This is a genomic window from Flavobacterium sp. LHD-80 (assembly GCF_030929605.1).
In the GTDB taxonomy this organism is placed as follows: domain Bacteria; phylum Bacteroidota; class Bacteroidia; order Flavobacteriales; family Flavobacteriaceae; genus Flavobacterium.
In genome coordinates, this window is sequence record NZ_JAVFVS010000012.1 from 136,284 (window position 1) to 160,810 (window position 24,527).

At 33.6% G+C, this 24,527-nt stretch carries 18 protein-coding genes and 2 tRNA genes; 3 read left to right on the forward strand and 17 right to left on the reverse strand.

The window, feature by feature from the left end:
* Positions 1 to 145: 145 nt before the first annotated feature.
* The 3 genes from RB619_RS17550 to era all read right to left on the reverse strand — a co-directional run bounded on the left by RB619_RS17550 (position 146) and on the right by era (position 5,562).
* On the reverse strand, positions 146 to 2,902 hold the full coding sequence (locus RB619_RS17550; protein WP_308099865.1) for an outer membrane beta-barrel protein: 2,757 nt from the start codon (positions 2,900 to 2,902) through the stop codon (positions 146 to 148).
* 123 nt (positions 2,903 to 3,025) lie between these two features.
* Entirely contained in the window at positions 3,026 to 4,336 is a 1,311-nt protein-coding gene (der, locus tag RB619_RS17555; protein ID WP_308099867.1) for a ribosome biogenesis GTPase Der, read from the reverse strand.
* A 344-nt stretch (positions 4,337 to 4,680) separates the two neighbouring features.
* A complete protein-coding gene (era, locus tag RB619_RS17560) occupies positions 4,681 to 5,562 on the reverse strand; it encodes a GTPase Era (protein WP_308099869.1) in 882 nt (293 codons plus the stop codon).
* Positions 5,563 to 5,678: 116 nt separating this feature from the next.
* Between era and RB619_RS17565 the strand changes: the two genes are divergently transcribed.
* Positions 5,679 to 5,751 (forward strand) — tRNA-Met (locus RB619_RS17565).
* A gap of 86 nt (positions 5,752 to 5,837) precedes the next feature.
* Here the strand turns inward: RB619_RS17565 and RB619_RS17570 are convergent.
* From RB619_RS17570 to RB619_RS17610, 9 genes are all read right to left on the reverse strand, one after another.
* Positions 5,838 to 6,473 (reverse strand): hypothetical protein, encoded by a 636-nt coding sequence (locus RB619_RS17570; RefSeq protein ID WP_308099871.1) that lies wholly within the window; start codon positions 6,471 to 6,473, stop codon positions 5,838 to 5,840.
* 160 nt (positions 6,474 to 6,633) lie between these two features.
* Positions 6,634 to 7,449 (reverse strand): DUF5694 domain-containing protein, encoded by an 816-nt coding sequence (locus RB619_RS17575; RefSeq protein WP_308099873.1) that lies wholly within the window; start codon positions 7,447 to 7,449, stop codon positions 6,634 to 6,636.
* A gap of 302 nt (positions 7,450 to 7,751) precedes the next feature.
* On the reverse strand, positions 7,752 to 8,129 hold the full coding sequence (locus tag RB619_RS17580) for a nuclear transport factor 2 family protein (protein WP_308099875.1): 378 nt from the start codon (positions 8,127 to 8,129) through the stop codon (positions 7,752 to 7,754).
* Positions 8,130 to 8,231: 102 nt separating this feature from the next.
* Entirely contained in the window at positions 8,232 to 9,032 is an 801-nt protein-coding gene (locus tag RB619_RS17585; protein ID WP_308099877.1) for an SDR family NAD(P)-dependent oxidoreductase, read from the reverse strand.
* Between the two features lie 61 nt (positions 9,033 to 9,093).
* Positions 9,094 to 11,106, reverse strand: coding sequence for a M13 family metallopeptidase (locus RB619_RS17590; protein WP_308099882.1), 2,013 nt, complete (start codon positions 11,104 to 11,106; stop codon positions 9,094 to 9,096).
* 210 nt (positions 11,107 to 11,316) lie between these two features.
* The gene (locus tag RB619_RS17595; RefSeq protein ID WP_308099884.1) at positions 11,317 to 11,964 is read right to left on the reverse strand and encodes a hypothetical protein; all 648 of its coding nucleotides are present in this window, start codon (positions 11,962 to 11,964) and stop codon (positions 11,317 to 11,319) included.
* 38 nt (positions 11,965 to 12,002) lie between these two features.
* Positions 12,003 to 12,461, reverse strand: a complete 459-nt coding sequence (locus tag RB619_RS17600) for an SRPBCC domain-containing protein (protein ID WP_308099886.1) — start codon at positions 12,459 to 12,461, stop codon at positions 12,003 to 12,005.
* A gap of 70 nt (positions 12,462 to 12,531) precedes the next feature.
* Complete coding sequence (locus RB619_RS17605) at positions 12,532 to 13,023, reverse strand: hypothetical protein (RefSeq protein WP_308099888.1); 492 nt, start codon at positions 13,021 to 13,023, stop codon at positions 12,532 to 12,534.
* A complete protein-coding gene (locus RB619_RS17610) occupies positions 13,016 to 13,630 on the reverse strand; it encodes a hypothetical protein (protein ID WP_308099890.1) in 615 nt (204 codons plus the stop codon). The genes RB619_RS17605 and RB619_RS17610 overlap by 8 nt, the downstream gene beginning before the upstream one ends.
* 400 nt (positions 13,631 to 14,030) lie before the next feature.
* On the opposite strand from RB619_RS17610, the gene RB619_RS17615 reads away from it, so the two are divergent.
* Positions 14,031 to 14,102: transfer RNA gene (locus RB619_RS17615), tRNA-Glu, on the forward strand.
* 405 nt (positions 14,103 to 14,507) lie between these two features.
* The gene (locus RB619_RS17620; protein WP_308099892.1) at positions 14,508 to 15,602 is read left to right on the forward strand and encodes an exopolyphosphatase; all 1,095 of its coding nucleotides are present in this window, start codon (positions 14,508 to 14,510) and stop codon (positions 15,600 to 15,602) included.
* A gap of 76 nt (positions 15,603 to 15,678) precedes the next feature.
* Here RB619_RS17620 and nagA read toward each other — a convergent pair whose 3' ends face one another.
* From nagA to RB619_RS17645, 5 genes are all read right to left on the reverse strand, one after another.
* On the reverse strand, positions 15,679 to 16,797 hold the full coding sequence (gene nagA / locus RB619_RS17625; protein ID WP_308099894.1) for an N-acetylglucosamine-6-phosphate deacetylase: 1,119 nt from the start codon (positions 16,795 to 16,797) through the stop codon (positions 15,679 to 15,681).
* Positions 16,798 to 16,964: 167 nt separating this feature from the next.
* On the reverse strand, positions 16,965 to 18,260 hold the full coding sequence (locus RB619_RS17630; RefSeq protein WP_308099896.1) for a serine hydrolase: 1,296 nt from the start codon (positions 18,258 to 18,260) through the stop codon (positions 16,965 to 16,967).
* Between the two features lie 4 nt (positions 18,261 to 18,264).
* Complete coding sequence (locus tag RB619_RS17635) at positions 18,265 to 20,766, reverse strand: family 20 glycosylhydrolase (RefSeq protein WP_308099898.1); 2,502 nt, start codon at positions 20,764 to 20,766, stop codon at positions 18,265 to 18,267.
* Between the two features lie 10 nt (positions 20,767 to 20,776).
* A complete protein-coding gene (locus RB619_RS17640) occupies positions 20,777 to 22,258 on the reverse strand; it encodes a family 10 glycosylhydrolase (RefSeq protein ID WP_308099900.1) in 1,482 nt (493 codons plus the stop codon).
* Between the two features lie 192 nt (positions 22,259 to 22,450).
* Positions 22,451 to 24,283 carry a PQQ-binding-like beta-propeller repeat protein gene (locus RB619_RS17645; RefSeq protein WP_308099902.1) on the reverse strand — a complete coding sequence of 611 codons (1,833 nt, stop codon included), beginning with the start codon at positions 24,281 to 24,283 and terminating at the stop codon, positions 22,451 to 22,453.
* Positions 24,284 to 24,527: the final 244 nt, after the last annotated feature.

A 24,527-nucleotide genomic window follows, 5' to 3' on the forward strand; every position in this document is an offset into this window, starting at 1 on the left:
AATCAAATTTGATTTATGCGCTTTTTCTGTATCAGAATTTTAGAACCTTTACCATCTTTGCCCCTTTGTCACTCTGTCACTTTGAACCTTCAAATAAAAGCCTTAAAGAGACGCACAATCGTACGTCTCTAAAGAAAGACAAAACCTACTCCTCTCTTTCTCGGCCTCTTCTCTTGCCTTTTTCATTTCCTGCAAAATTTCCGATTTTGTAAGCCAATGAAAACATTATATATCTTTTTAAAACTGTATTTTCTTCGTCACGGATTGATGTCGCCGAAATAGTTCTTGTGGCACTTTGATTCTGATTTAAAACATCATAAACTTTCACTTTCGCATAAAGCTTCTTATCAAAAAATCCATAAGACAGACTCGTATTCCATAGATAAAAATCTTTTTTGAAATCACTTGAAATATTAGAATTGTATGTATACCCGAAATCATTTCCAAAGATTAATTTATCTGGCCAGTAACTTGTTGTCTGCAAATTTATTCGGTGTACCACATTTGAAGTCGCATCGCGTGTATAGTTTTCATATTTTGTTTCATTGTATGACAAACTGTACGAAGGCGCAATAACCAGTAAATCACCGTATTCATATGACAAATAAACTTTTGGTGTTACCGCAGTACCTTTTGCGTTGTATAAAACTGCATTTGTATATCCTTTATCAAAACTATACGTCCCATTTAACTGCAAACCGTATCGAAAAGTATTTGCATCTTTCTTGATTGATTGATTCCAGTTTCCTCCAACACTTAAGGTGTACGTATCTGCTATATTTACATATGTTGTTGTTCTTTTACCGCTGTCATCATAAAGCGAAGTAGACGAAATATCACTAGTATAATAATCTCCTCTTGCATACACACTATAACCAGAACGCGTACGGAAATCAAAGTTTCTGAAACTGAAATTTGCCGAATTCTTTTCAATTGGTGTCAGATTTGGGTTTCCAATAATTGTATTTAACGGATTGCTCAAATTAGCAACCGGAAGTAAAAAACTCGAAGCAGGAAGGGTGTTTGAATAATCGTATTTGAACGTCAAATTCTTTGAACGGCTAAACTTATATCTAAACTGCGCAGTGGCATAAGGAAGCGCATATTTCTGATTCAAATCGGTCGCTTTTCCTAAATAAAAAGCATGATTGTCATAATCAATAATTGACGTTTTAGTATCCAGATTTATTGTGAATTTATTCTTCTGCAACGTAATTCCAACTTTTGGGCTAACCGAATTTTGTTTCGAAGTCGTATATGTTGTCAAAGATTGATTTATTTGAGAATATGATTGCGAAGCATCGTCAAAGTCAAATGTTTTCTGATCTTTTATTTCTTTTTGCCAATCAAAATCAGAACCAAATCTAATGCGAAGTGAATCTGTAATTGGTTCCGTATATTCAATATCTAACGAATAAGCATCATTAACATTGTCATTTCTGCTTTTTTGATTTCGTTCATCATTTGGTTTGTTGTCCTGATAAAAAATAGTTTCCGAAACGTTTGTTCCGTCTGTAATTGCATCGGTGTTATTATTATCAAAAACAAAACTCAAATTGCGGTTCTTTTTTGCAAAAACTTTATTGAAATTAAGTGTATTCGCAAAGTTTGTTGACGTATTTTCTCGATGCGAAACTGCAGTGCTTTCGTTTAAAGCCTGACCATTTTCGTCTTCAGAAGAACTAGAAGAAGCCGATTCACTGTCAACTCGCGTTTGATTGAATTTTGGAGTAAAAACAATTCGCGTTGTAGGATCTAGCTTGTATTCGAATTCAAAATTGGCTTTATTTCCTGTATTTTCAGTTCTCGTTTTGGCATCTGATTTCGTCAAAATATTTCCTGTCGGCAAAAAGCTCAATTGATTCGCTTTGCTGTCATTGTTAGTTATATTATTTGAAAAATTATAACTCCCGGAAGCTGAGAAGTCCTTAAACCATTCATCAGAATAATTAATTCCAGCCAGATTTGATTGAATAATCCCTTTACCACTTGTAGTACTTCCTTGATTGGCGTTATTATTTCTTCCACCTCCCATATTATCAAAAACATCATCCATGGAGAATCCGGTTGAATTAATATTATTTGACGAAGCCAAAACACTAATCTTCTGATTATTATTAAAGAAATTCATAATCAAACTGCTTTCATAACGATCATCAGAACCATAACCAGCAAGCGCTTTTCCAAAGAAACCTTTGTTTTTCTTTTCGTCAATTGTAAAGTTAATAGACGAGTTATCTGAACTTGATTCCTGTTTTGCCAGTTCTTCTTTCTTGGTTTTAAAATCTGAAACCTGAACCTTTTTGATTATTTCGGCCGGCATATTTTTCAATAACATCTGCCCATCTTTATCAAAAAAAGCTTTTCCATTGACTAAAAACTGTGTGACTTCTCGCCCATTTACAGTCACTTTTCCGTCATTATCGACATCGACACCGGGCAACTGCTTTAATAAATTTTCGACATTGGCATCGGGCCTGACTTTAAAAGCTGAGGCATTAAATTCTAAAGTGTCTTTTTTAACGGCAACCGGAGGCGCTTCTGTTTTAATGATAACATTCTCTAAAGCGTTTATATTTTCGGTCAAGTACAGTTTTCCAAAATCCTTGCTTTCAACTAATTCTTTTTGTTCTTCAACCAAAGTTTGGTACCCCATATAGTTGACTTTCAAAAAAACAGGCTTGTTGATTTTTTTTGTATTTATTCTGAAAACACCATTTTTATCGGTAGTAGCATATTCAATTACAGCAGAATCCTTTACGGTTGTAAAATATACAGTCGCCATTTCAAGCGGAACTTGCGTGTTAAGATCAACAACAGTTCCTTTTATGATAATATCATTTTGCGCATTGGCACCAACGCAAAAAAGAAAAAACAATAAATAAGAAAAATATCTGGTCATAATGGGTTAGTTAGAACCAATAAGACCTAGAAACAACTCAAAGGTTTAATTATATATGTAACATTTACAGCGCATTTTGTTTAGAAGCAAAAAAAAATCCCCATTTTACTGGGGATTTTAATTTTATTTTTCTCTGATATAAATATCGATCGGTACTCCTGCAAAGTCCCAATTTTCTCTGATTTTATTTTCAAGATATCTTTTATATGGCTCTTTAACGTATTGTGGCATGTTTGCAAAAAACACAAACTGAGGCGTTGGTGTTGGCAACTGCATACAATATTTAATTTTCACATATTTACCTTTTGTTGCCGGTGGCGGATACGCTTCAATTACTTTCAACATATATTCATTGAATTTTGAAGTTGCAATTCTTTGTTGTCTATTTTCATAAACCTGAACTGTAGCTTCAAGCGCTTTCAACAAACGTTGTTTTGTTAAAGCCGAAACGAACAAAATTGGCACATCTGTAAAAGGCATTAATTCTTTTTTGATTTTCTCTTCGTAATCACGAGTCGACATGGTATCTTTTTCAACCAAATCCCATTTATTTACCAAGATTACAACACCTTTACGGTTTTTCTCAGCCAACCAGAAAATACTCTGATCCTGACCTTCAAATCCGCGGGTTGCATCGATAACCAATATACAAATATCTGCATGCTCAATCGCTCTTACAGAACGCATTACAGAATAAAATTCTAAATCTTCTTTTACTTTAGCCTTACGACGGATTCCCGCAGTATCAACCAAGTTAAATTCAAAACCAAAACGGTCAAATTTTGTATCAATTGCATCACGCGTAGTTCCTGCAATATCCGTTACCATGAAACGTTCTTTACCAATTAATGCATTGATAAAACTAGATTTACCAGCATTTGGACGACCTACAACAGCAAAACGAGGTAAAACCACTTCTTCTTGAACTGGCTCTGGTTTCTCTGGGAAAGAGTCAATCAAAGCATCTAATAAATCTCCTGTTCCGCTTCCTGAAATACTTGCAAATGTGTAATATTCACCTAATCCAAGGTTATAAAACTCAACTGCATCTTTTTCACGCATTGCGTTATCAACCTTATTTACGGCCAATAAAACCGGTTTTGTTACTTTTCGAAGCAATTTAGCAACGGTTTCATCCATTGGAGTAATTCCTTCTTCAACATCAACCACAAAAATAATAACATCGGCTTCGTCGATAGCAAGCTCAACTTGTTTACGGATTTCACCTTCAAATACGTCATCACTTCCGCGAATGTATCCTCCGGTATCAATTACAGAAAACTCTTTTCCGTTCCACTCGCTTTTACCATAGTTTCTATCACGGGTAACCCCAGATACTGAATCTACAATAGCTTCTCTTCTTTGTATCAGCCTATTAAAAAGGGTCGATTTCCCTACATTAGGTCTTCCTACTATCGCAACAATGTTATTCATTTTTTTTGAATTTTAGACGTTAGACTTTAGATTTCAGATTTTTAGCTCACTAAAAACCTAAGCACTTATAATCCAAATGCCTTATTTAATTTTTTTGCAAAGGTAGTCTTTTTTAGTTTGCAGTTATCAGTTTTAAGTATTCAGTAAAAAAACTGATAAAACTGTGACTGTAAACTGAAAACTGACCACTTTTTTATGGAGCTTAATCCAGCTGTCCACTATATCTTTTATGGCGAACCCCGCCATAAAAGGATGCCGTTCCCATCTGGGCTAGGGCATCTCGGTTTCAACAATTTTTCGGTTAACGATTAAACAAATCAACAATTAACCGATTCAACAAAAAACTATTGGTTATAACCAAATCGTTTCAACATATTGGCATTGCTTCTCCAGTTTTTATTCACTTTTACGTAAAGTTCGATGTGAATTTGTTTTCCGAAGAATTTCTCCAAATCGGCACGGGCATCAGTTCCTACTTTTTTCAGCGCTGCACCTTTATGTCCAATGATAATTCCTTTTTGCGTATCGCGTTCCACCATAATTACAGAACGGATTCTGATAATTTTTTCATCTTCATGAAATTCTTCCGTAACGATTTCGACTGCGTACGGAATTTCTTTAGCGTAATTCAATAGAATTTTTTCACGAATGGTTTCGTTTACAAAGAAACGTTCTGGTTTATCTGTTAATTGATCTTTTGGATAATAAGCTGGAGATTCTGGAAGTAATTCGATAATTCTTCCGAAAACTTCTGGAACATTAAAATTCTGTAAAGCTGAGATTGGGAAAATTTCAGCGTTTGGCACTTTTTCTTTCCAAAAAGAAACTTGTTGCTCTAATTGTTCCTGATTTGAATTGTCGATTTTATTTAAAAGAAGTAGAACCGGAATCTTTGCATAAATAATTTTATTAAAAAACGCTTCATCTTTTAAGTCCTGCTCGCCTATTTCGACCATGTAGATTAAAATATCAGCATCTTCAAAAGCCGATTTTACAAAATTCATCATCGATTCCTGCATTTCGTAAGCCGGTTTTATAATTCCCGGAGTATCTGATAATACAAGTTGAAAATCTTCGCCATTTACGATTCCTAAGATTCTATGACGTGTTGTTTGTGCTTTTGAAGTGATGATTGATAATCGTTCTCCAACAAAGGCGTTCATTAGTGTCGATTTCCCAACATTTGGATTCCCGATGATGTTTACAAAACCTGCTTTATGTGACATTTGCATAATATTTAATGTGCAAAGGTAGTCATATCAACTCAATAGAGAAAATAAAACATTTTTTAATATTTTCGTTGGATTTCTCAAAAATCGCTGTATCTTTGCACCCGAAACATCGCGGGATAGAGCAGTAGGCAGCTCGTCGGGCTCATAACCCGAAGGTCACAGGTTCGAGTCCTGTTCCCGCTACTAAGTAAAGCTTCAGAGAAATCTGAAGCTTTTTTTGTTTTTACCTTGATTCACTTTGCGGCACAGATTGCAAATCTGCGCTATCGTTATTCATCTTGATACCAATCTATTTCACCCCTTTTATTTAGAGGGAAATTATCTGATTTTTTTTCATAAATTATTTCATTTTTATCTTGAATATTTCTAATTACTTTGGTTGCATATTCAATTTTGTCCTTAATAAAAAAGAAACGGAATTCTTGATACCAACTTCCTCCTCTTGACTCATATTCAATGCGAAAACCTTGTGCTACAAGTCTTTTATCTAATTCCATTGTAGGCATTAGTCCCCAATATTGTGGATTTATTGTTCCAGCCATAAAAGTATTAGTTTGCGCTGTCAAGATTTGTATGGAACGTCCAGAAATTTGCCTGTAATCTCCAAGATTACGGATACTAATTTTTAATTCATAGATTGGGTATTTACCATCATGTCTTAATACTAATGGATTGTGAATAGTTCCAGTAAAATCAAACAAACAAAAGCTATCTCCTCCCGTGACAATTTTCACAATTTCTTTATTTAGCGTAGCTATTTCTTCACTCTTCATCACTAACTGTTCACTTTTTTCTTTAGATTCTCTTTCGAACGATGATTGAGATTGTGAAGCCCATAATGCTCCTATGGCACTTAATATCGCTCCAAGCAATATTAAACCTGATGGTCCAATTAGAAAATCCATTTTTATCTTCATTTTAGGTTGTTGTTATTGCAGGTAATTAATTACAAAAGTGAAAAATAAAGAAATCTATCCAAACTTGATAGATTGTTTGCGTTAACTTTCTCCGATCCCCCGCTAGCGCGAGCGTCTCGCTCGTGAACGCAAGCGGTTGAAGGCAGTTTTATTTTAGTACATTATTCACTTCAACAATTTCAAAGTCGTCATTGTTTTGCAGTAGGTGTTTTAATATAGGAATATGTCCTTGTCCAAATAGTAATATAACATATTTGTCATTTGCATTTGTCTGAGTTATAATATTTGAATAAATAGCAAGATTTCTTAAATACCACTCTGATACATATTCTGCGCCAGCAAAATTTTTACCTGCACCAATCTTTGCTATAAATTTTAGATAAATGGATAAATTTCTTTTTAATTCTTCAGGTTTATTTATGTATTTTAAAACTTCGGTTATTGTGCCTTTTTTCAATTGATTATCATAATCATTTATCAAGGCTTTAGCATGAGTTCCTAAATCTTTCAGCAAATAAAGTTGATTATTTTCTTTGGCGGTTACAGCCATTAAGCTATCGTGCAGTCCGTAGAATTTGTCGACACAGCTTATTTGATTTAATTTTAATTTTTTGCCTAATCTAAAACCAATTTGTTCTCTTTCTGAAACGGTAAGTTTATAATGGCCTGTTAAATATAAACTATATAAACTGTCAGCAGAGCGTTGATTTTCAATAGGTCTTTCAATCATGATTTTAGTCGCTTTTGTTTGCGATAGAACATTCGTCAAATCTTCTAATTCACTTTGTCGCTTAGCACTTAAAAAATCATCCGTTTTTAGTTCAAAAGTATCTGTATGAGGGTTTTCAAAATGAATTGTTCCAATCAATAAAATTTTAGTTTTTTGTTTAGACTCTTGTCCAAAAGTTGCTGTAACTAATAAAAGTGAAATTAAAAATGTAGAAAGTGTTTTAATGAAGGTCATTTTTTAGTTTATTTTTTATCGTTTTTGTTTTTCAAAATTGCCTAACATAAGAATTTGGTTCGTAAAAATAAATCATTATGATTACTCCTCTTTACGTCTTTCCTCATTATTCAAAATAAATTGCTTTTTCACTTATCCTCACTCCGCGAAATGCTCTTTAAATAGCCTAAACACGATGTAAAAATGTCCCTGAATTTTCCGCAAACGCTCAATTTAAAGCTAAAAAAATGCGCAAAGTCAGAGACATTTGCGCATTTTTTATAAGTATACTTTGTTTTTAACTATATAAATATAGTAGCTTACTAATTTTTTTCCAATTCTGTTTCGGTATGCATTGCACACGCCCACTTGTCATTTTCTTTAATCCAAGTAGAAGTGCAGGCACACTTTATAGCTCCTTTTTGACTGTTATCTACTATCTCAAAATCGAGAAGATATCCTATTACGGCAGTATTTTCAGCTATTAGTTTTTCTTTAACCTCATAGATCTTGAGCACTTTTATTTTGTTGGTCTGACCAGAATCGAACATATTTTTGAAATCAGCCTCACTGATACTCTGAATACCATTTTTTCCAGCAACTATACAAGGAAATAGCGTCAGATTTCGTACTATTTCATAATCATTATTTTCAACCCCTTGCCAGTATTTTTTTTCTAGTTCTAAAATTTGTCCTTCCATTTTATCTTGTTCTTAATTAGACATTTTACAAATTTCAAATTAATATTGAAATAAAGCCGCTCTTTTAACATAGATTTAATTTCCGTAAAAAAGTTTACTCTTTTATGAATCTGGTTTTGGGCCTTTTGAAATTATAGACCTCATCAAGCTAGGAAACCATCTTTGCAACAAAACAGCTAATTTACCGTGACCAGTAAAAATGTAATTTCTCTTTCGTTTTAAAGTAGCCCTTACCATTACTTTTGCAGCTTTATCAGTGGGCCACATTAAATTTGACGGTCGTGGATCTGGGTCTTCAGGATGCCAAACTCCGTCATTGTCAATTCGAGCAATTTCTGAAACCACAAATCCAGGATGCATAGTAGTACAGCTGACACCTGTACCCATTAGTTCAACCTGCAAAGTTTGACCAATAGAGTTTACAGCCGCTTTTGAAGCACCATATGCACCTACATTAGGATTAGGAAGATACGCGCCTACACTTCCAACTAAACCGATTCGGCCCTTGTTTTTCTTTAAATGTGGAAGGGCATATTTTACTGTTAGGGCCAAACCCGTAACGTTGCCTTGCAATTGTCTATTCCAATCCTTGGCTGTTAGTTTTTCGATACTTCCAAAAACGCCAAAACCAGCATTAGCAATAACAACATCCAGACGTCCTAAATTTTTAATGATTTGTTGGACTGCATTTTCAATAGCGGTTTCATCCATTATATCACAAGGAACAACCAATGCTTCTCCACCTGAATGCCTAATCTGATCAGCGACTTCATCCAATAGTTCTTGACGTCGGGCGGAAAGAACAACTTTATATCCCAATCTTGCCCATTCAAAAGCCATTGATTTTCCAATGCCAGATGAAGCACCTGTGATCCATACTACGTTTTCTTGCGCATTTGTCATTTTTAATCAGTTTTACTTCCGATGGTTGATTTTTATTGCAATATTTGAGAAAGTGCAGACATTACCAAATCGTTATCCTATCTTTCTCAGGCAAAAACATTTTATCTCCAGGTTTTACATTAAATGCTTTGTAAAAAGGTGTCGTATTCATAAGAGGACCATTTACACGCCAATTTGGTGGAGAATGCGGATTATTGTTGATCCACAAACGCAGAAACTCGTCTTTCATTTTTACTCTCCATATTTTGGCTATAGAAATAAAGAAACGTTGATCTGGAGTAAAACCGTCGATTTTTGTGTTTCCTTTTCCTTGTTCAGTCATTTTAAAAGCATCATAGGCAACAGCTATTCCAGCAATATCTGCCGTATTTTCGCCAACTGTCATTGCGCCATTAATGTGTAGATCGCCCAAAACGGTATAAGTACTGTACAAATTAATAACCTGTTGTATTCTTGACTTGAACTGTGCATAATCCTCTTTTGTCCACCAGTTTTTCAGGTTTCCGTCTTTGTCATATTGAGCACCTTGATCATCAAACGTATGGGTTATTTCGTGGCCAATAACCATTCCAATACCTCCATAATTAAGTGCATCATCGGCATTGTTATCAAAATATGGCGCTTGCAAAATCCCTGCAGGAAAAACAATTTCATTTGCAGTAGGATTGTTATATGCTGTAACTGTTGGAGGTGTAGTAAACCATTCTGATTTATCGACTGGTTTGCCCAATCTTGCTAATTGAAATTGATAATCAGCTTTAGAAGCCGAAACCGTATTCTCAAAATAAGCGTTTCTAGCTATCTGTACATTGCTATAATCTCTCCATTTATCTGGGTATCCAATTTTCTTAGTAATGGCAAACAATTTTTCTTTCGCTTTTTGTTTCGTAGTAGGACTCATCCATTCCAAATTATCAATTCTTTTGCCATATGCTTTTTGCAAATTATTCACTAGAATTAACATACGCTTTTTGGCATCTTCTGAAAAATATTTCTTTACATACAATTCCCCCAACGCTTCGCCTAAGTAATTGTCAACGGCGCTAGCCATTTTTTCACCACGTGATTTCTGAACAGCTTGACCAGAAAGCACTTTGGTATATTCAAATGAAGCATCTACAAAAGGTTTACTTAAATCATCTGCATATCTTTCTAAAGAATTTGCTTTCAAGTAAATTTTCCAATTATCAATAGGAATGGTTTTTAAAAGCTTATTAAGTGCATCATAATAAGCGGGCTGACTTACATTGATAAAATCGGTTTGAGCACCAAGATTTTTTAAAAAAGTATTCCAGTCTATGTTTGGATGTCTTTTTACAAGATCTGTCACCGCTATTTTATTATAATTTGCCTGCACATCTCGAAGTTCAACTTTTGTTTTATGCGAAACAGCAATTTGTTTGTCAATATCGTAAACCAAATCAGCATTCTTTTTAGCCTCATTGGCATCGCTGCCTGTTTGCTGAAATAATGTAGCAAGATATTTTTTGTATGCTCCTTGTATAGCAACTGTCGATGAATCTGATTTGAAATAATAGTCCCGATCAGGCAAACCGATACCCGTTTGATAGATTTGGGCAATGTTCATACTGCTGTTTTTTTGATCAGGCGATACTCCAAGAGCAATAATAGATAAGTTGCCTGCTTTTTCTTCATTTGCTACAAAGCTCATTAAAGATGGCAAATCGTTAATTGCTTCAATTTTAGCAAGCAGAGGTTTAATAGGTGTATAACCGCGTTTGTCAATAGTTACAGTATCCATACCTGATGCATAAAAGTCTCCTACCTTTTGCGCTATACTTCCTGTTGGATTATCGCTTTTAGAAATACTGTCTAATATTCTTTGCAAGCGCATTCGTTGCGGGAAATTCATAAACATATAGGCACCTACTCCGGCTTGAGATGGCGGTATTGATACAGAATCGTACCATTTGCCATTTACATATTTAAAAAAGTCATTACCAGGTGTCAACGTGGAATCTATTCCTGTGATGGCAACATTTTTTTTCTCCTGATGTTTTGAACACGCTGTAAAAGCTAAGAATACAGTAAAGAGCACTAAGGATTTTTTCATAAGCTAGATGGTTTCTATTAAAATGAACTGAAAGACGTTTGGAAGCATCGTTAATTTTTAGCAGAACAATATACGAATTCAGTTTTTAATTTTGAAGTTTTTGTGAGAATTATTACTTATAAAAATCAGAATTACAAGCAGTTATTTATTGTTGATGAAATGAATCTACATAACGTTTTGAGGCTATAGCAGTTTTTACAAGTTCGTTATTTATACTTTTTGTTCTCCCGATTTAATTGCTATAAAGTCATCATATTGGGTAAAATACTCCAGTCCCAAAACTAATAATATCGAACTTGCATTATACACTTTCTGCATTATAATGGCTGAACTCAAATAACCAAAGCCAAACAGGAAAAAGAAGCAGTAAAAAGTTAATAAGCAAATAATACAGCAAAATTTAAGTAAATGAAGTTTTGACTTTAGAATCAATACAGTAATAATAAACAAACCGATTAATGTTAAAACGATCGATATTGTTCCTAGATCATGTAAGGGTGTTGCAATTAAGAAAATGAATAATATGTTGGCAACGCCTATAAATTTTAAAATTTTAGACCATTGCCTTAAAGCTATTTTTTTTGACATATGGATAAAAAAAACTCCATAACCAACCGATTGGAATGCCATTCCGATAATGGCCCAAATCCTGCCGGGGTTTTCTGCCCCATTTATCGCTTTTGCAGCAAACAAATTACTAATGAAATTTTTTGACCAGCCAAATCCAATAGAATTTTTGTCAAGCAATGATCCGCCTGGATACAATAAAGTTGCTATTACGATTAAAATCATGGAAATGACCAAACATATCAAAACCGAATGTTTCTGAACGATTTGCTTAATTGCTAAACTTTCCATTAAATTAATTGCTTAAATCTGTTTCATCTGTTCGTTTTTTATTGTTCCGAAACTTCTTTTAATTTATCCATTGCTTTTGGATAATTATCATTGAAATAATCCAAATATTCATCAATAACATCTATATCCACAATTAAGGTTGTACTACCGTTATTTTCCTGGAACGTGTAATTCTCGTGTCCGCCTGCCCATTTTTCAACCTGTTCGCCTGTCGTTACTTCCGTATCTCCGTCCAAAAATCCGTAATGACGAATGGAAACAAAATTGGCAGGTTTGTGCTCTGCAATTTCCGAAACCATTCCTCCTTTTTTACCATTTTCATCTACTCCAACAAAAAGGATTTTACTTCCTTTTTCCCAGCTTCCCTCATACGTTGAAGTAGGATTAAAAGTTGCGGTCCAATATTCATAAGTGGCTTTATTTTTTAAGCCTAACATCGTTTCGTACACTTTTTGAGCTGATGCTTTAATTTCTTTTTTAAATTGTAATTTTTGCATGGCTTTCTTGTTTTAAAATTTTTAAATCAGTTTAATACAACTTAAATCCTTTCGTTTGTAAGTGTCTAATTTACAACAATTTATTATTATTTAATATTTCAATTGTGCTATCATTAAAAGGTAATCGTATAATTTTTTTCCACTTTATTAGTGTAGATTGATCAAGTTGATTTTCTATATCACTAATTAAGATCTCTTTTTTTCCAACATAAAACTCGTCAAAATATTCCTTCTTGTCCAATGTCTTTACATACTTACTGGATGTTATCAATTGAATATTAAGAGATTTGATCTTTTTCCATTCTACATATTCAGAAAAAAATAAACTATTTTTCAGTATGCCTCTTTTATTTATTGTGACTACTGTTGAAAAGTAATTCAGTAAAGTCATCGCTAAAATAGTACCTGATGTATATAAAAAAAACAGCAAATTCCTTAACACACCTTCTCCTAATCCAATTTTAAAAGCACACCAGCCTACAAAAAAAACAAACATTAAAGGCCCTCCTAAATTGAAAATATTTTTTAAAGTGAAGTTTTTAATTATAAGTTCGTTATTCATTTTCTATTTCTATCCAAGTACTAGTTGTCTCCTTTAAAATCGCAGCTAAATAATTTGGATTTTCTTCAAAAAACTGAGCAACTTGATTTTTATTAAAATCTTTAAATCTTGGATCTTCTTTTAGATATTTAAGTCCAATTTTTTCTATTAGAATTGGCAATAATTGGTTTGCTTTATTGGTGAATTCACTTTCCTCATCTTTGAAATTTATATTCATTGTTGATTCTAAGTTTTTATTATTCACTACTAAAAGGGATTTTGACATCAACAAACCTGCAAGGTATACAACATGCAGTTGATCACTTAAATTAAATGCAATGTTTAAATGTATTTTCTTTTCAATTTTAAAGCCAATGCCAACAATATTTAATTTCGGCATATACAATAAATTAGATGCGCTAAGTAAAATCTCACCTTTACTTATATTATTCTGTTCGATAAAGTTGTTTATAACGACATCATTTTTATCACTTTCTAATTTAATTGCAGGAATTTTATAAGTCACTCCATTATTTTTTATTTTGCCGGAAAATCTTTCCGTATTTAAACAGACTACATAAGAGGTGATATTTTTTACAGATAGTAAATGAAATAATTTTGTTATCATTTTGCTTTGGTTTTTACAGTGAAAAGGCTTAGAATAAATTATTGTAAACTTTATTTGACTAAAATAGTATTTTTTCTTGATAAACTTAAAAATCCGAGAATTGTCTCCCAGCAAGACAAGGAGATCAAAAACCAAAAGAATATTCTTTCAAAACAAAAAATAACGCTTAAATTCTTCAACTTTTTAAAAATTTTATTTTGAAAGAAATAACTTCTCCGCCTCTTTCTTTACAAAAAACAACCAATTATTAATCAAATAAATACAACTCTCTTCACCAAATTTATTTCAATTTTATTGCTTCAAAAGCTGGTATTTTTAGAATAACTGAGAAAAGTTTTTTTCGAAAACGTTTTGCATATCTCAAAATTATTTGCACTTTTGCACCCGCAATAGCAAAACAGGTCCGTTCGTCTATCGGTTAGGACGCCAGGTTTTCATCCTGGTAAGGGGGGTTCGATTCCCCCACGGACTACAAACTAAGGCAAAAGCTTCAGAGAAATCTGGAGCTTTTTTTGTTTTTAAATTGTTCGAAAAAATATCCAGAGACTTTATCCGTTAACTATTATATCAAAAGCTGACTAAAAAATTCTAGACATTTATCACATTCGCTAAAAAATTTCATCAAACTCAATAATCCTTCAAAAAGTAACAATAAAAAAACATGTAAGTTCTTTTTTCTTCAAACTAATTATCGGATTTTTGCAAAAATTAATTAAAACCCAAATACCTAATCCTAATAACCTACAATCAACTCGTTCAATTTTTAAATGCGACCTACTGCTAAAAATTCGAGAGTTCATTTTCTACACAATTTACACAATCAAATCATTATCGTACATTATTATTCACAACTATATTACAACAACAATTAAATCCAATGATTAAAAAAAACAAACCCCAAATTTTATTTTTTATTCTTTTAAATTTATTTTTTTCTCTTAACGCCTTCTCTCAAAAAAGTGTTTACGCTGGAATCGAAATTGGACGAAGAGCGATCAAAGTTTCAGTTATTGACGTAAACAACATCAGAAAAGCTGATTATAAAATTTTGTACTTCGCTACTGAAAGACTTGATTTTGCTGCGCATATTGCCGAAAAAGGAGAACTTCCACAAGAAGACATCAACAAAATCAGCGTTACAGTGGTTGATCAATTGAAAAAAATTAAAACCGATTTTAAACTTCTTGAAGAAAACATCTTTATTGTTGCTGCACCTGTTTTTGCATCTGCAAGAAATGTTGAAGTTTTAAAAACCAAAATCAGTACTCTTACAAATAAAAAACTTGACGTATTAAATGTTGACGAAGAGGCTAAAACGCTTGTTAAAGGTGCTATGCCAGCTGTTGATTACGCTAATGCTTTTTTACTTGATATTGGTGCGCAAACTACTAAAGGTGGTTATATTGACGAGCTTGAAGACGATAAACTTGCGTTTATACCTTTAGAACTTGACTTTGGTACAATGACACTTACTGATGCTGTAAAAAAGACAGTAGCAAACCCAAATCAAGCTAATGACATGTCTACGTATCAAGAAAAATCTTTTGACTTTAACCCTGTTTTACGCAAGAAGGTAAAAGCAATGCTTGATGCAAATCCGCTTTTATTGAAAAAAGACAAAATGTATTTATCTGGAGGTGCTGTATGGGCTTTTTCAACTTTATATTATGATGAAAATGTAAAAGATCACTATATTTCATTAACTCTAGAAGATGTTATGAATTATGATGCAATCTTGAAAAACAATTTCATTAAGTTTACTACTATGGCAAAAACCAATAAAGAGGCTGCAAGAGTTTTGAGCACTTATGATCAGCAGTATCTTATTTCGGCAAACAACATTTTAGTGACTTGTCTTGAAAGTATTCCGAATTTATCGGCTAAGAAAATATACTTTGTAAAAGAAGGACAAGTAATCTGGCTTATCTCGCATATTGCAGATCGTTCTAAAAAAGTAAATACTAATTTCTAAGTTTTACTCTTTAATAATTATAAAAAAAGCTTCAGATTTCTCTGAAGCTTTTTTGTTTTATGAAATGATTTCTTTTTTAAAGAAAGTTCAATGTTTCAATTTGAGATAAATCAACATCAAATTTGACAAAACTTGCCGGAAATCCTTGTTTTATTTTTCCTAGTTGATTTTCTAAACCAATTGCGCTCGCCACTCGTGAAGTTGCCATTTTTATAGCTTCATCTGCCGAAACATCTAAATTTCTATACGCATTTTGAACTGCTTCCTGCATTGATATTGCTGCGCCTGCTAAATTGCCTTCGTTATTTCTGTAAAAACCATCTTGCAAATGCGCATCAAAATTATCCCATTTGAAGCTTTCAACTCTACGTCCTAAAAAGGTTGCATCACTAATTAAAAACATTTTATCCTGTTTTAATTTGTAGGCTACTTTTGCGGCTGCATAATCGCAATGTGCACCATCAAGAATAACCGGAGCGTAAACATTTTCATTTTCAAAAACAGCTCCAACCAAACCGGGTTCACGATGCCCAAATTGCGTCATTGCATTAAACAAATGCGTTACTAGCTTTATGCCTTTAGCAAAATAATACTGCGCCTCTTTATGCGTCATTGTTGAATGACCTGCTGATATAACAATATCACTTTCCAGTAACATATTTAATTGATCATCAGTAAAACATTCTGGTGCAATTGTGATGACTTTTATAACATCTTTTCCTAGGCGAATAATTTCCTCAAGCTCCGAATTTGTAGGTTTACGAACCTGATTGATACTGTGCGCGCCACGCTTTAACGGATTTAAAAACGGGCCTTCCAAATGCATTCCGATTACGCCATTATTGTGCTTTTTTCTATAATTTCGAACGGCCTCAATTCCTTGAAGAATAGTTTCGTGAGAAGAAGATATTAAGCACGGAAGCACGTGAGTTGTCCCATATTTAAGACTGGCAATGTAAATATCCTCAATTGCTTCTTCGGTTGGAGTTTGGCTAAAATAAAGTTTTTCTCCACCATTTATTTGAATATCTATAAAACCTGCAGCTATATGTTTTCCTTGCAAATCAATTGTTTCAACACCATCTGGAACTTCTTTTCGAATGGAAAGAATCTTTCCCTTTTCAATAATAATGACCTTATCGGTAATGATTTCATCACCGGTATGTATAACGCCATTGATAATTGCTTGTTTCATTTTTTTTGTTTTTTTTCTTTATAAATCAGATAATACTGTTACAAAATTTTTCTCGCAGATTTAGCAGATTTAACAGATTTAACAGATTTAGCAAATTTAATTCGTGGAAATTCGTGCAATTCGTGGCTAAAGAAATCCTTTTAATCTGTTTAATCTGCGTCTAACTTTTATCTATTAATTTGCCTCCAAATTTTAGCACTAAAATCATCTTTATACATCAATCTGTTTGTTCTTGTTGGATTTACGCGATTGGTCAGAATAATTAAAAATCGATTATTATCTGGATTCATAAAGAAAAAAGTTCCTGTAAAACCGGTATGTCCAAAATCATTTGCTTTAAAAAACTCATCTGGTTTTCGTTTGTCAAAACCAAGTCCGCGGTAGATTCCTTCTTTTGCTAAAGGCGATTCAGCAAACTCTTTTACCACTTTTGCTTTCAAAATTTGTTTTCCTTTATACTTTCCATTGTTCAACAACATTTGACAAATCACTGAGATTGATTGTGCATTCGCAAATAAACCTGCATTTCCTGAAACACCACCAAAAATCGCCGCCGCTTCATCGTGAACATATCCTTTAATGGTATCTTTTCTGAAAAAATTATCTAATTCTGTCGGCATTACATTTTCTTCTGAAGTCCATTTTAAAGGATTATATCCAATTTTTGAAATTCCTAGTTCCGAATAAATTTCTTTTGCCAATTGATCTAATTTCAAACCTGTTTTGGCTTCAATCATTTGTTTTACCAAAAGCAAATTCAGGTCGCTGTAAACATATTTCCCACGTACATTTGTATTTGCAGTGGCAATTTGAGCATAAACCGTTTTATAAAATTCTGGATTTATCCACATGTTTTTATAAACTTGAACCCAATTTTCTTTCGGTGTAAAAGAAAGATAATTGGCATCGTAAATAATGTTCTTATTAACATACATCGTATCAAACAAATCAGGATAAATATCTGATTTATCTTTGCTTAATAAAGGCAAACCATCAGGTGTTGAAAGCAAACTTTGATAAAAAGTAATACTGGCTTTCAATCCTGAAGTATGCGTTAATAATTCAAACAGCGTCAAATCGGCAATTGGAGTGTCTTTATAAACTGCAACTACATCACCTACTTTATCTTTTAAATTCATTTTACCATCGCCAACTAAACGCATTGTCACAAGAGTTGCTCCCAAAACTTTAGACATCGAAGCCAAATCGTAAACATCATCTGATTTTACAGGCTGTTTTTTCGAGTAATCGTGAAAGCCATAGTTTTTCGAAATTAAAACAGCATCTTTATTTCCCACTATAATTTCAGCTCCCGGAAAAAATCCTTTTTCGAGCGCATTTGTCATCATCGAATCGATGTAAACTTCATTTCGTTTTTCATCAAAAGATTTTTTCTGCGAATAAACATTTATTCCGAAAAAAACCAAAGAAACCATTATAATTCTAGTACCAATATTTTTCATATTTCTATGGATTAATTCGTAAGTCCTGACTTGCCATCAGCGGTTCGTTGTTTGTTCCTGTAATCACAATTTTAACTGCCTTTACAGGTTGTTTTGGATAGATTGAAGCATTTCCGTAATCAAAAGCATCGCCTTTTATAAAATCAATTCCGTTATACGAATATTCAACATAACCGTTGTTCACAATGAATCTTGGGTGATGTGGAATTCCCGTCAAAACATCAATTTTTGAAGAAGTTACAGGATTAGTAAAAGTATACAAAATCCAGTCGCCATTTGCACAAGGAACGTCGGTACGCAGATAACTTTCAATATTATAATCTTCTAAAGTTGCCATTGGGAATTTTGGATTTTCAGCCATCGACGACGTCACTTTTACTTCTGGCTCCAAATAAGGCGAACAATTGAAATTTACTTTTACTGATGATTCTTTTGCCTCTTTATTTTCAACTGTAAAATCTAAACGATAGGTGTTTTTTTCATTGTAATTTTCAATTACAAATCGGAAACGCGGTTTTGATCTCAATGTTTTTTCATCCGAAAAACTTTGTAATACTTTATCGTTTTCATAAAGAGAAACCGTTCTAACAACGCCATTTGCGCTTCCATCTGTTGGGTTAAATGCCAAATACCAAATACCGTTTTTATCTACATGTTCCGAAATATTTTCTGAAATATTCAAAACCTCAACTTTTGAAGTATTCCAATTGGCAACAGGTAATTTTTCTGCTTTTACAGCCGGACTTGCCACATCTTCATTAAAAAAAGTACGGAACATAAATTGTTCGTAATCCTTTGTCTGAATTGGTTTTGTATACAAAGCTGATTGTCTTGTTGGTTCATTTCCCTGCGCATCATAACGTACAACTGCGCCTTCGTAAGGTGGCGTTACGGTAATTGTCCCGTTTTGATAAATTGCAGTTGGCGGAAAATCTCTAAAAGCAATTCCCATATTTGCCAAACGTTGTAAATGGCTGCGCGTTAATCTTCCGTAAAAATCATCCCAGTTTTTGTCTTCTTTTTTAGACCAGCCAATTTCAGATAAAGCACTGATTCTCGGATAACTTTGATATTCTACAAAACGTGTCGGGCGATCTAAATATTCGCTCCATAAAGCCCCTTGAACTCCTTTTATCAATTTCTGTTGTTCTGGCGTTAAATCATCATTCGGAATTGGCTCAAACGAATACGCTCTTTTGGTGTCCGTTATAGCGGCCCAGCGATGACCTCTTTCAGTATCAGATTGCGCCATATCAAAATATAGATATTGCCCCGGCATCATTATGGTTTCATATCCTTTTTTAGCCGATTCAATTCCGTAACTTATTCCTTGCCATGCAGAAATTAAAGTATTCGGGTTGATTTCTCCTCCTTTCAAAATTTCATTCCATCCATCCGTTTTTTTATGGTATTTATCCACAATCGCTTGAACTCTTTTAAAGAAATAATTCTGAAGCTGAAAACTGTCTGTAAAACCTTCTTTAGCCATCAGAGCTTGACATTTTGGGCAATGCTCCCAATTGGCTCTATTTACCTCATCTCCTGCAACATGAATATATTCAAACGGAAACATCTCTGAAAATTCTCTGATAATCGAATCTAAAATTTGGTAGTTTTCTTCGCGACCAACGCACCAAACGTTTTTTACTTCGCCCTGAACACTTTTAAGTTCCTGGCTTATAGCACATCCAATTTCTGGATACGAAGCCGTTACCGCACGCGAATGTCCCGGAATTTCAATTTCGGGCATTACCGAAATACCTCGAGCCGATGCATACGCCACGACTTCTTTCATATCGGCCTGCGTATAAAATCCGCCGTAACGCTTATCGCCAGATCCGTAAGATGGAAGCAAAACTTCTCCCGGTCCTCTCCAAGCTCCTTTTAAAGTCAAGTCTGGCATTGATTTGATTTCAGCTCTCCAGCCGTTATCATCAGTTAAGTGCCAATGAAAAATATTCATTTTATGTGCTGCAAGCCAATCGATATAATTCAGAACAGTTTGCTTGTCAAAAAACTGTCTTGAACAATCGAGCATCATGCCACGCCATTCAAAACGTGGATAATCTTCTATTTTTGCAAATGAAACACTTCCTTTTTTAACGTCTTTTGCTGAAGAAATCTGTAGTAAGGTTTGAAGTCCGTTTAAAACTCCGTTTGAAGATTTTCCTTTTATCAGAATTCCTTTTTTATTGATAGTCAATTTATAACCATCGTTTGGAATATTCATTTTTTCATCAACCAAAAATGCAATTGTGTTTTTTTTATGTGTGTTTCCAATGGAAATCACGGGACTAATTCCTGTGTATTTTGAAACAGAAGCTTTTATATAATCAGCACTTTTTTCTACTTTTTTGTCTACAATAATTTGTACCGATGAAGGAATAATAAACATTCCTTCTTTTTGTTCGACTTTTACCGGTTTCGGAATTATATCTAATTGCTGTGCTTGTATTGCATTTAATGAACTAAGAAAAATGGCAATTAATAGAATGCTTCTTTTCATTACTATATTTTTATTTTGTTGTAAATTCTATTGGAGCGCTTTCTGTCTGTGTCTGACTTAAAGCGGAAACGGCATAAATAGAATGCTCCAAATCAGCATTTGGAACTTCTAATTTTGTTGCTGTTGTTACGTAATAAATATTTGCTGGATTTGAGAAATCGGTTATTTTTCCTTTCGGAAATTTATAAATCACATATTTCTTGTCGTTAATTCCTGCCTTCCAAGTCAATGATGCAGTATTACCTTTTTTGGCAATTACCGCATTTGTTGGCGGTTGCGGTTTTATCCTTGTAATTCTATTTGCTTCGGGCGTTAAGGCAATGTATTTATATGGTTTTTGAATAAGAGGATTTCGCAATGTATCGCCTTTCTTAAAGAATGAATTTGCTGTAAAATGCATCGAACCGTCTATTTGAGGTATTTTACGAATCATTTCGATCTGTTTTACGATTTGATCTGGGCTTCTCCACTCTGGTTCTTTGGCGGTATTCGAAATTTTGTAATCGCCGTGGCCTACATAAACATTGGCTCCATATTTATGTTCGGCCCACCATTTTGCCAAAACTTCAAAATTAGCTCTGTCAAAACCAATGTGCCAATAAATTTGCGGTGTTACATAATCAATCCAGTTTTCCTTCTGCCATTTTAAAATATTAGCATATAAGTCATCATAATTGGTAGCTCCTGCTTTGGTATTAGAACCTTGTGAATCTTTTGCGATATTTCGCCAAACGCCAAAAGGTGAAATTCCGAATTCAACTTCTGGTTTATTAGCAATTATCGTGTCTCTGATTTGTCTAATGATCAAATCGACATTGTCTCTTCTCCAATCGTCTTTGTCTTTAAATTGACGTGGTTCTTTTGCAAATGCTTTTTCATCAGGAAACTCTTGTCCTTCAATTTTATATGGATAGAAATAATCATCCATGTGAACGGCCTGAATGTCATAATTTCGAACTATTTCGCCTACTACAGAAGAAACGAAATCTCTGGTTTCTTTGTAACCCGGATTAAAATATCTTGATTTTCCGTACGTCAAAAACAATTCTGGTTTCTTAAAATATAAGTGTGTTTTTGTCAATACATCTTTTAAAGTATCTTTTTGCACACGATATGGATTCAGCCAAACGTGAACATTCATTCCTCTTTTTCCGGCTTCATCAATCATCATTTGCAAAGGATCAAATCCGGGAGCAACGCCTTGAGTTCCGGTTATCCAATGCGATGCCGGTTCTTTTGTTGATTTGTAATACGCATCAGCAGTTGGACGGATTTGGAAAATTACGGTGTTCAAATTATTTGATCTTAGATTATCTAAAATCATAATCATTTCCGATTTCATCTGTTTGTCTGATAAACCTGGTTTTGATGGCCAGTCGATATTATCTACAGTCGAAATCCATGCCGCACGCATTTCTCTTTTTGGTGATTCCTGACTGAAAAGTTTCGTTTGAAACAGCAATATTAGAATTAAGATTTTTAGACTTTTCATATGATCGCATTTTTGATTATTGTTGAAAAATTTAACCGCAAAGTTCGCGAAGATTTACGCAAGGTTCGCAAAGTTTTCTTTTTAATCTCGCAAAGTCGCAGAGTCGCAAAGCATTATTAAAAAGCTTAAAAAAACTTTGCGACTCTGCGACTTTGCGAGCAAATTTGTACGCTAGAAAAAAAACTCTTAAAATTATTCCAGTGAATAAATTCCGCCTTCGATTAATGATGCCCAAACTTGTCCTTTGTCATCGACTGTAAAACCGTTGATGCTTGAACTTCCCAAGTTAATTTGTTTTATAATTTCAAATTTAGCAGCATCCACAATTACCACTTCACCTTTTCGGCTTCCTACGTATATTTTATTGTTCTTTTCCAATATTCCAGCAGGGTTGTGTTCGTACCCCCATTTTAAATCCAAAACTTTAGTTTGGTTGACAAAACTTTCTTCTGTCAATTCAATATCATCGTTAAGCGGTACTCTTATCAGTTCTCCATCCATTGTTTTGCCATAAAACCATTTTCCGTCTTGGCTTTTGCCCATTGATTCTCTAATTTTCCATTTCTGAGTTCTTAGAAGCGTTTTACCGGTTTCAATATCTAAAACAGTTAAAAAACGTTGTGGCGTAACGAAATAAAGTCGGTTTTTTGATGCAACCATATTTACATTTCCAGCAGAATATAAGATTTGTTTATCGTTGCCATTATTCCATTTCCAGATCAGTTTCCCTGTGTTTTTATCCAAACAATATACATACGAATCCCAAACTCCAAAAATGATTTTATCACCTTGAATCAACGGAATCCCTTGTGAATACGAAGTTGGTAAATTATTTTGCCAAATTACTTTACCGGTAACAGCATCGGCACAAATAAACGCTGTTGAACTTGCTGTATAAACTCTATTATTTTCTGCAATTGGCGAACCTACTAAAACACCGCCAACAGGAATTGTCCATTTTTGTTTTCCTGATTGCGTGTCAAAACCTTGCAGATTTCCTTCTATTGTTCCAATTACTAAATTATTTTTTACAATTATTGGTGAAAAATAAATTGAATTTCCTGTTTCAGTTTTCCAATTCTGTGCTTTACTTTTCAGATTAATCGATTTTATTTCGCCAATAGAATTGGTAAAATAAAGATTCTTTTTGTCAAATACCGGAAGAGAGTAAATCGAAGCAATATCTTTTAAAAATGGAGATTGCATAACCAAATTATCTTTCGGAATTTCAATATTTGAAGGTTTAGACGGAACTGAAAATTTAAAAACTCCCGGTTTATCAATTTCTTTTTGATAAATGCTGATACTGTCTTTGCTGATAATTACTTGGTTATAACTTTGTGTTTTTCCGTCAAGCGAAGTAATTGATGTTCCCATTAAACCACTCAAACCAGAAAAATCATATTTTCTTAAAGTGTGCCCGTGACCGCAAAAAGTGGCAACAGTTGGGTATTTTTGTAAAACAGAAAGTACTTCTTTATAATTGCTTACACTATTATCTAATGGATAATGAGCAAAATTCAGTACTTTTTTATTGCTGTTTTTAAGATTCTCTTTTAGGGTTTTATCCAACCAAAGTACATCTTCGTGTTTAACAAATCCATCTCCCATTTTCATATAAGGCCCACACGGAAAGCCGATGAAAACATAATCTCCTTTTGAAAATACAAATCGATCTTCTCCAAATATCTTTTTATAAGTCAAACCGGCACTTTCGCTCCAGTTGGTTTCGTGATTTCCCGAAACTACATAATAAGGTTTATTCAATTTAGAAAGTATTGAATGTACTTGTTTTAGTTCGTCATCGGCACCACGATTGGTTAAATCTCCAGTTACGACAACAAATTCAAAATCAGAATTATTGATTTCTTTTACGATGTTTTGCAGTAAAAAATCATTATCATTTCCTACTGAAACATGCAGGTCAGTAAGCTGTACAAACTTGATATTTCCTGATTCTGCATTTTGCGAAAACCCGGAAACGACTATAAAAAGCAATAATATTCTTAAAAATAGATTTTTCATGTGTATTTTTTTTATTTATTGAATTCCCTTTTAAATTATATTGTGGTTAAGTTTTTTTTCACGCAGATTTAGCAGATTAGACTGATTTTATTCGTGGAAATTTGTGCAATTGCTTCGCCAGTTCGCTGTTGCTCGGGTCGTGGCGAAAATCATTTTAATCCTTTTATCCCGATAGCTATCGGGAGTGGCTAAAAAATACCTAACAGGTTTTAAAAACCTGTTAGGATAGGTAACCAACCTAATT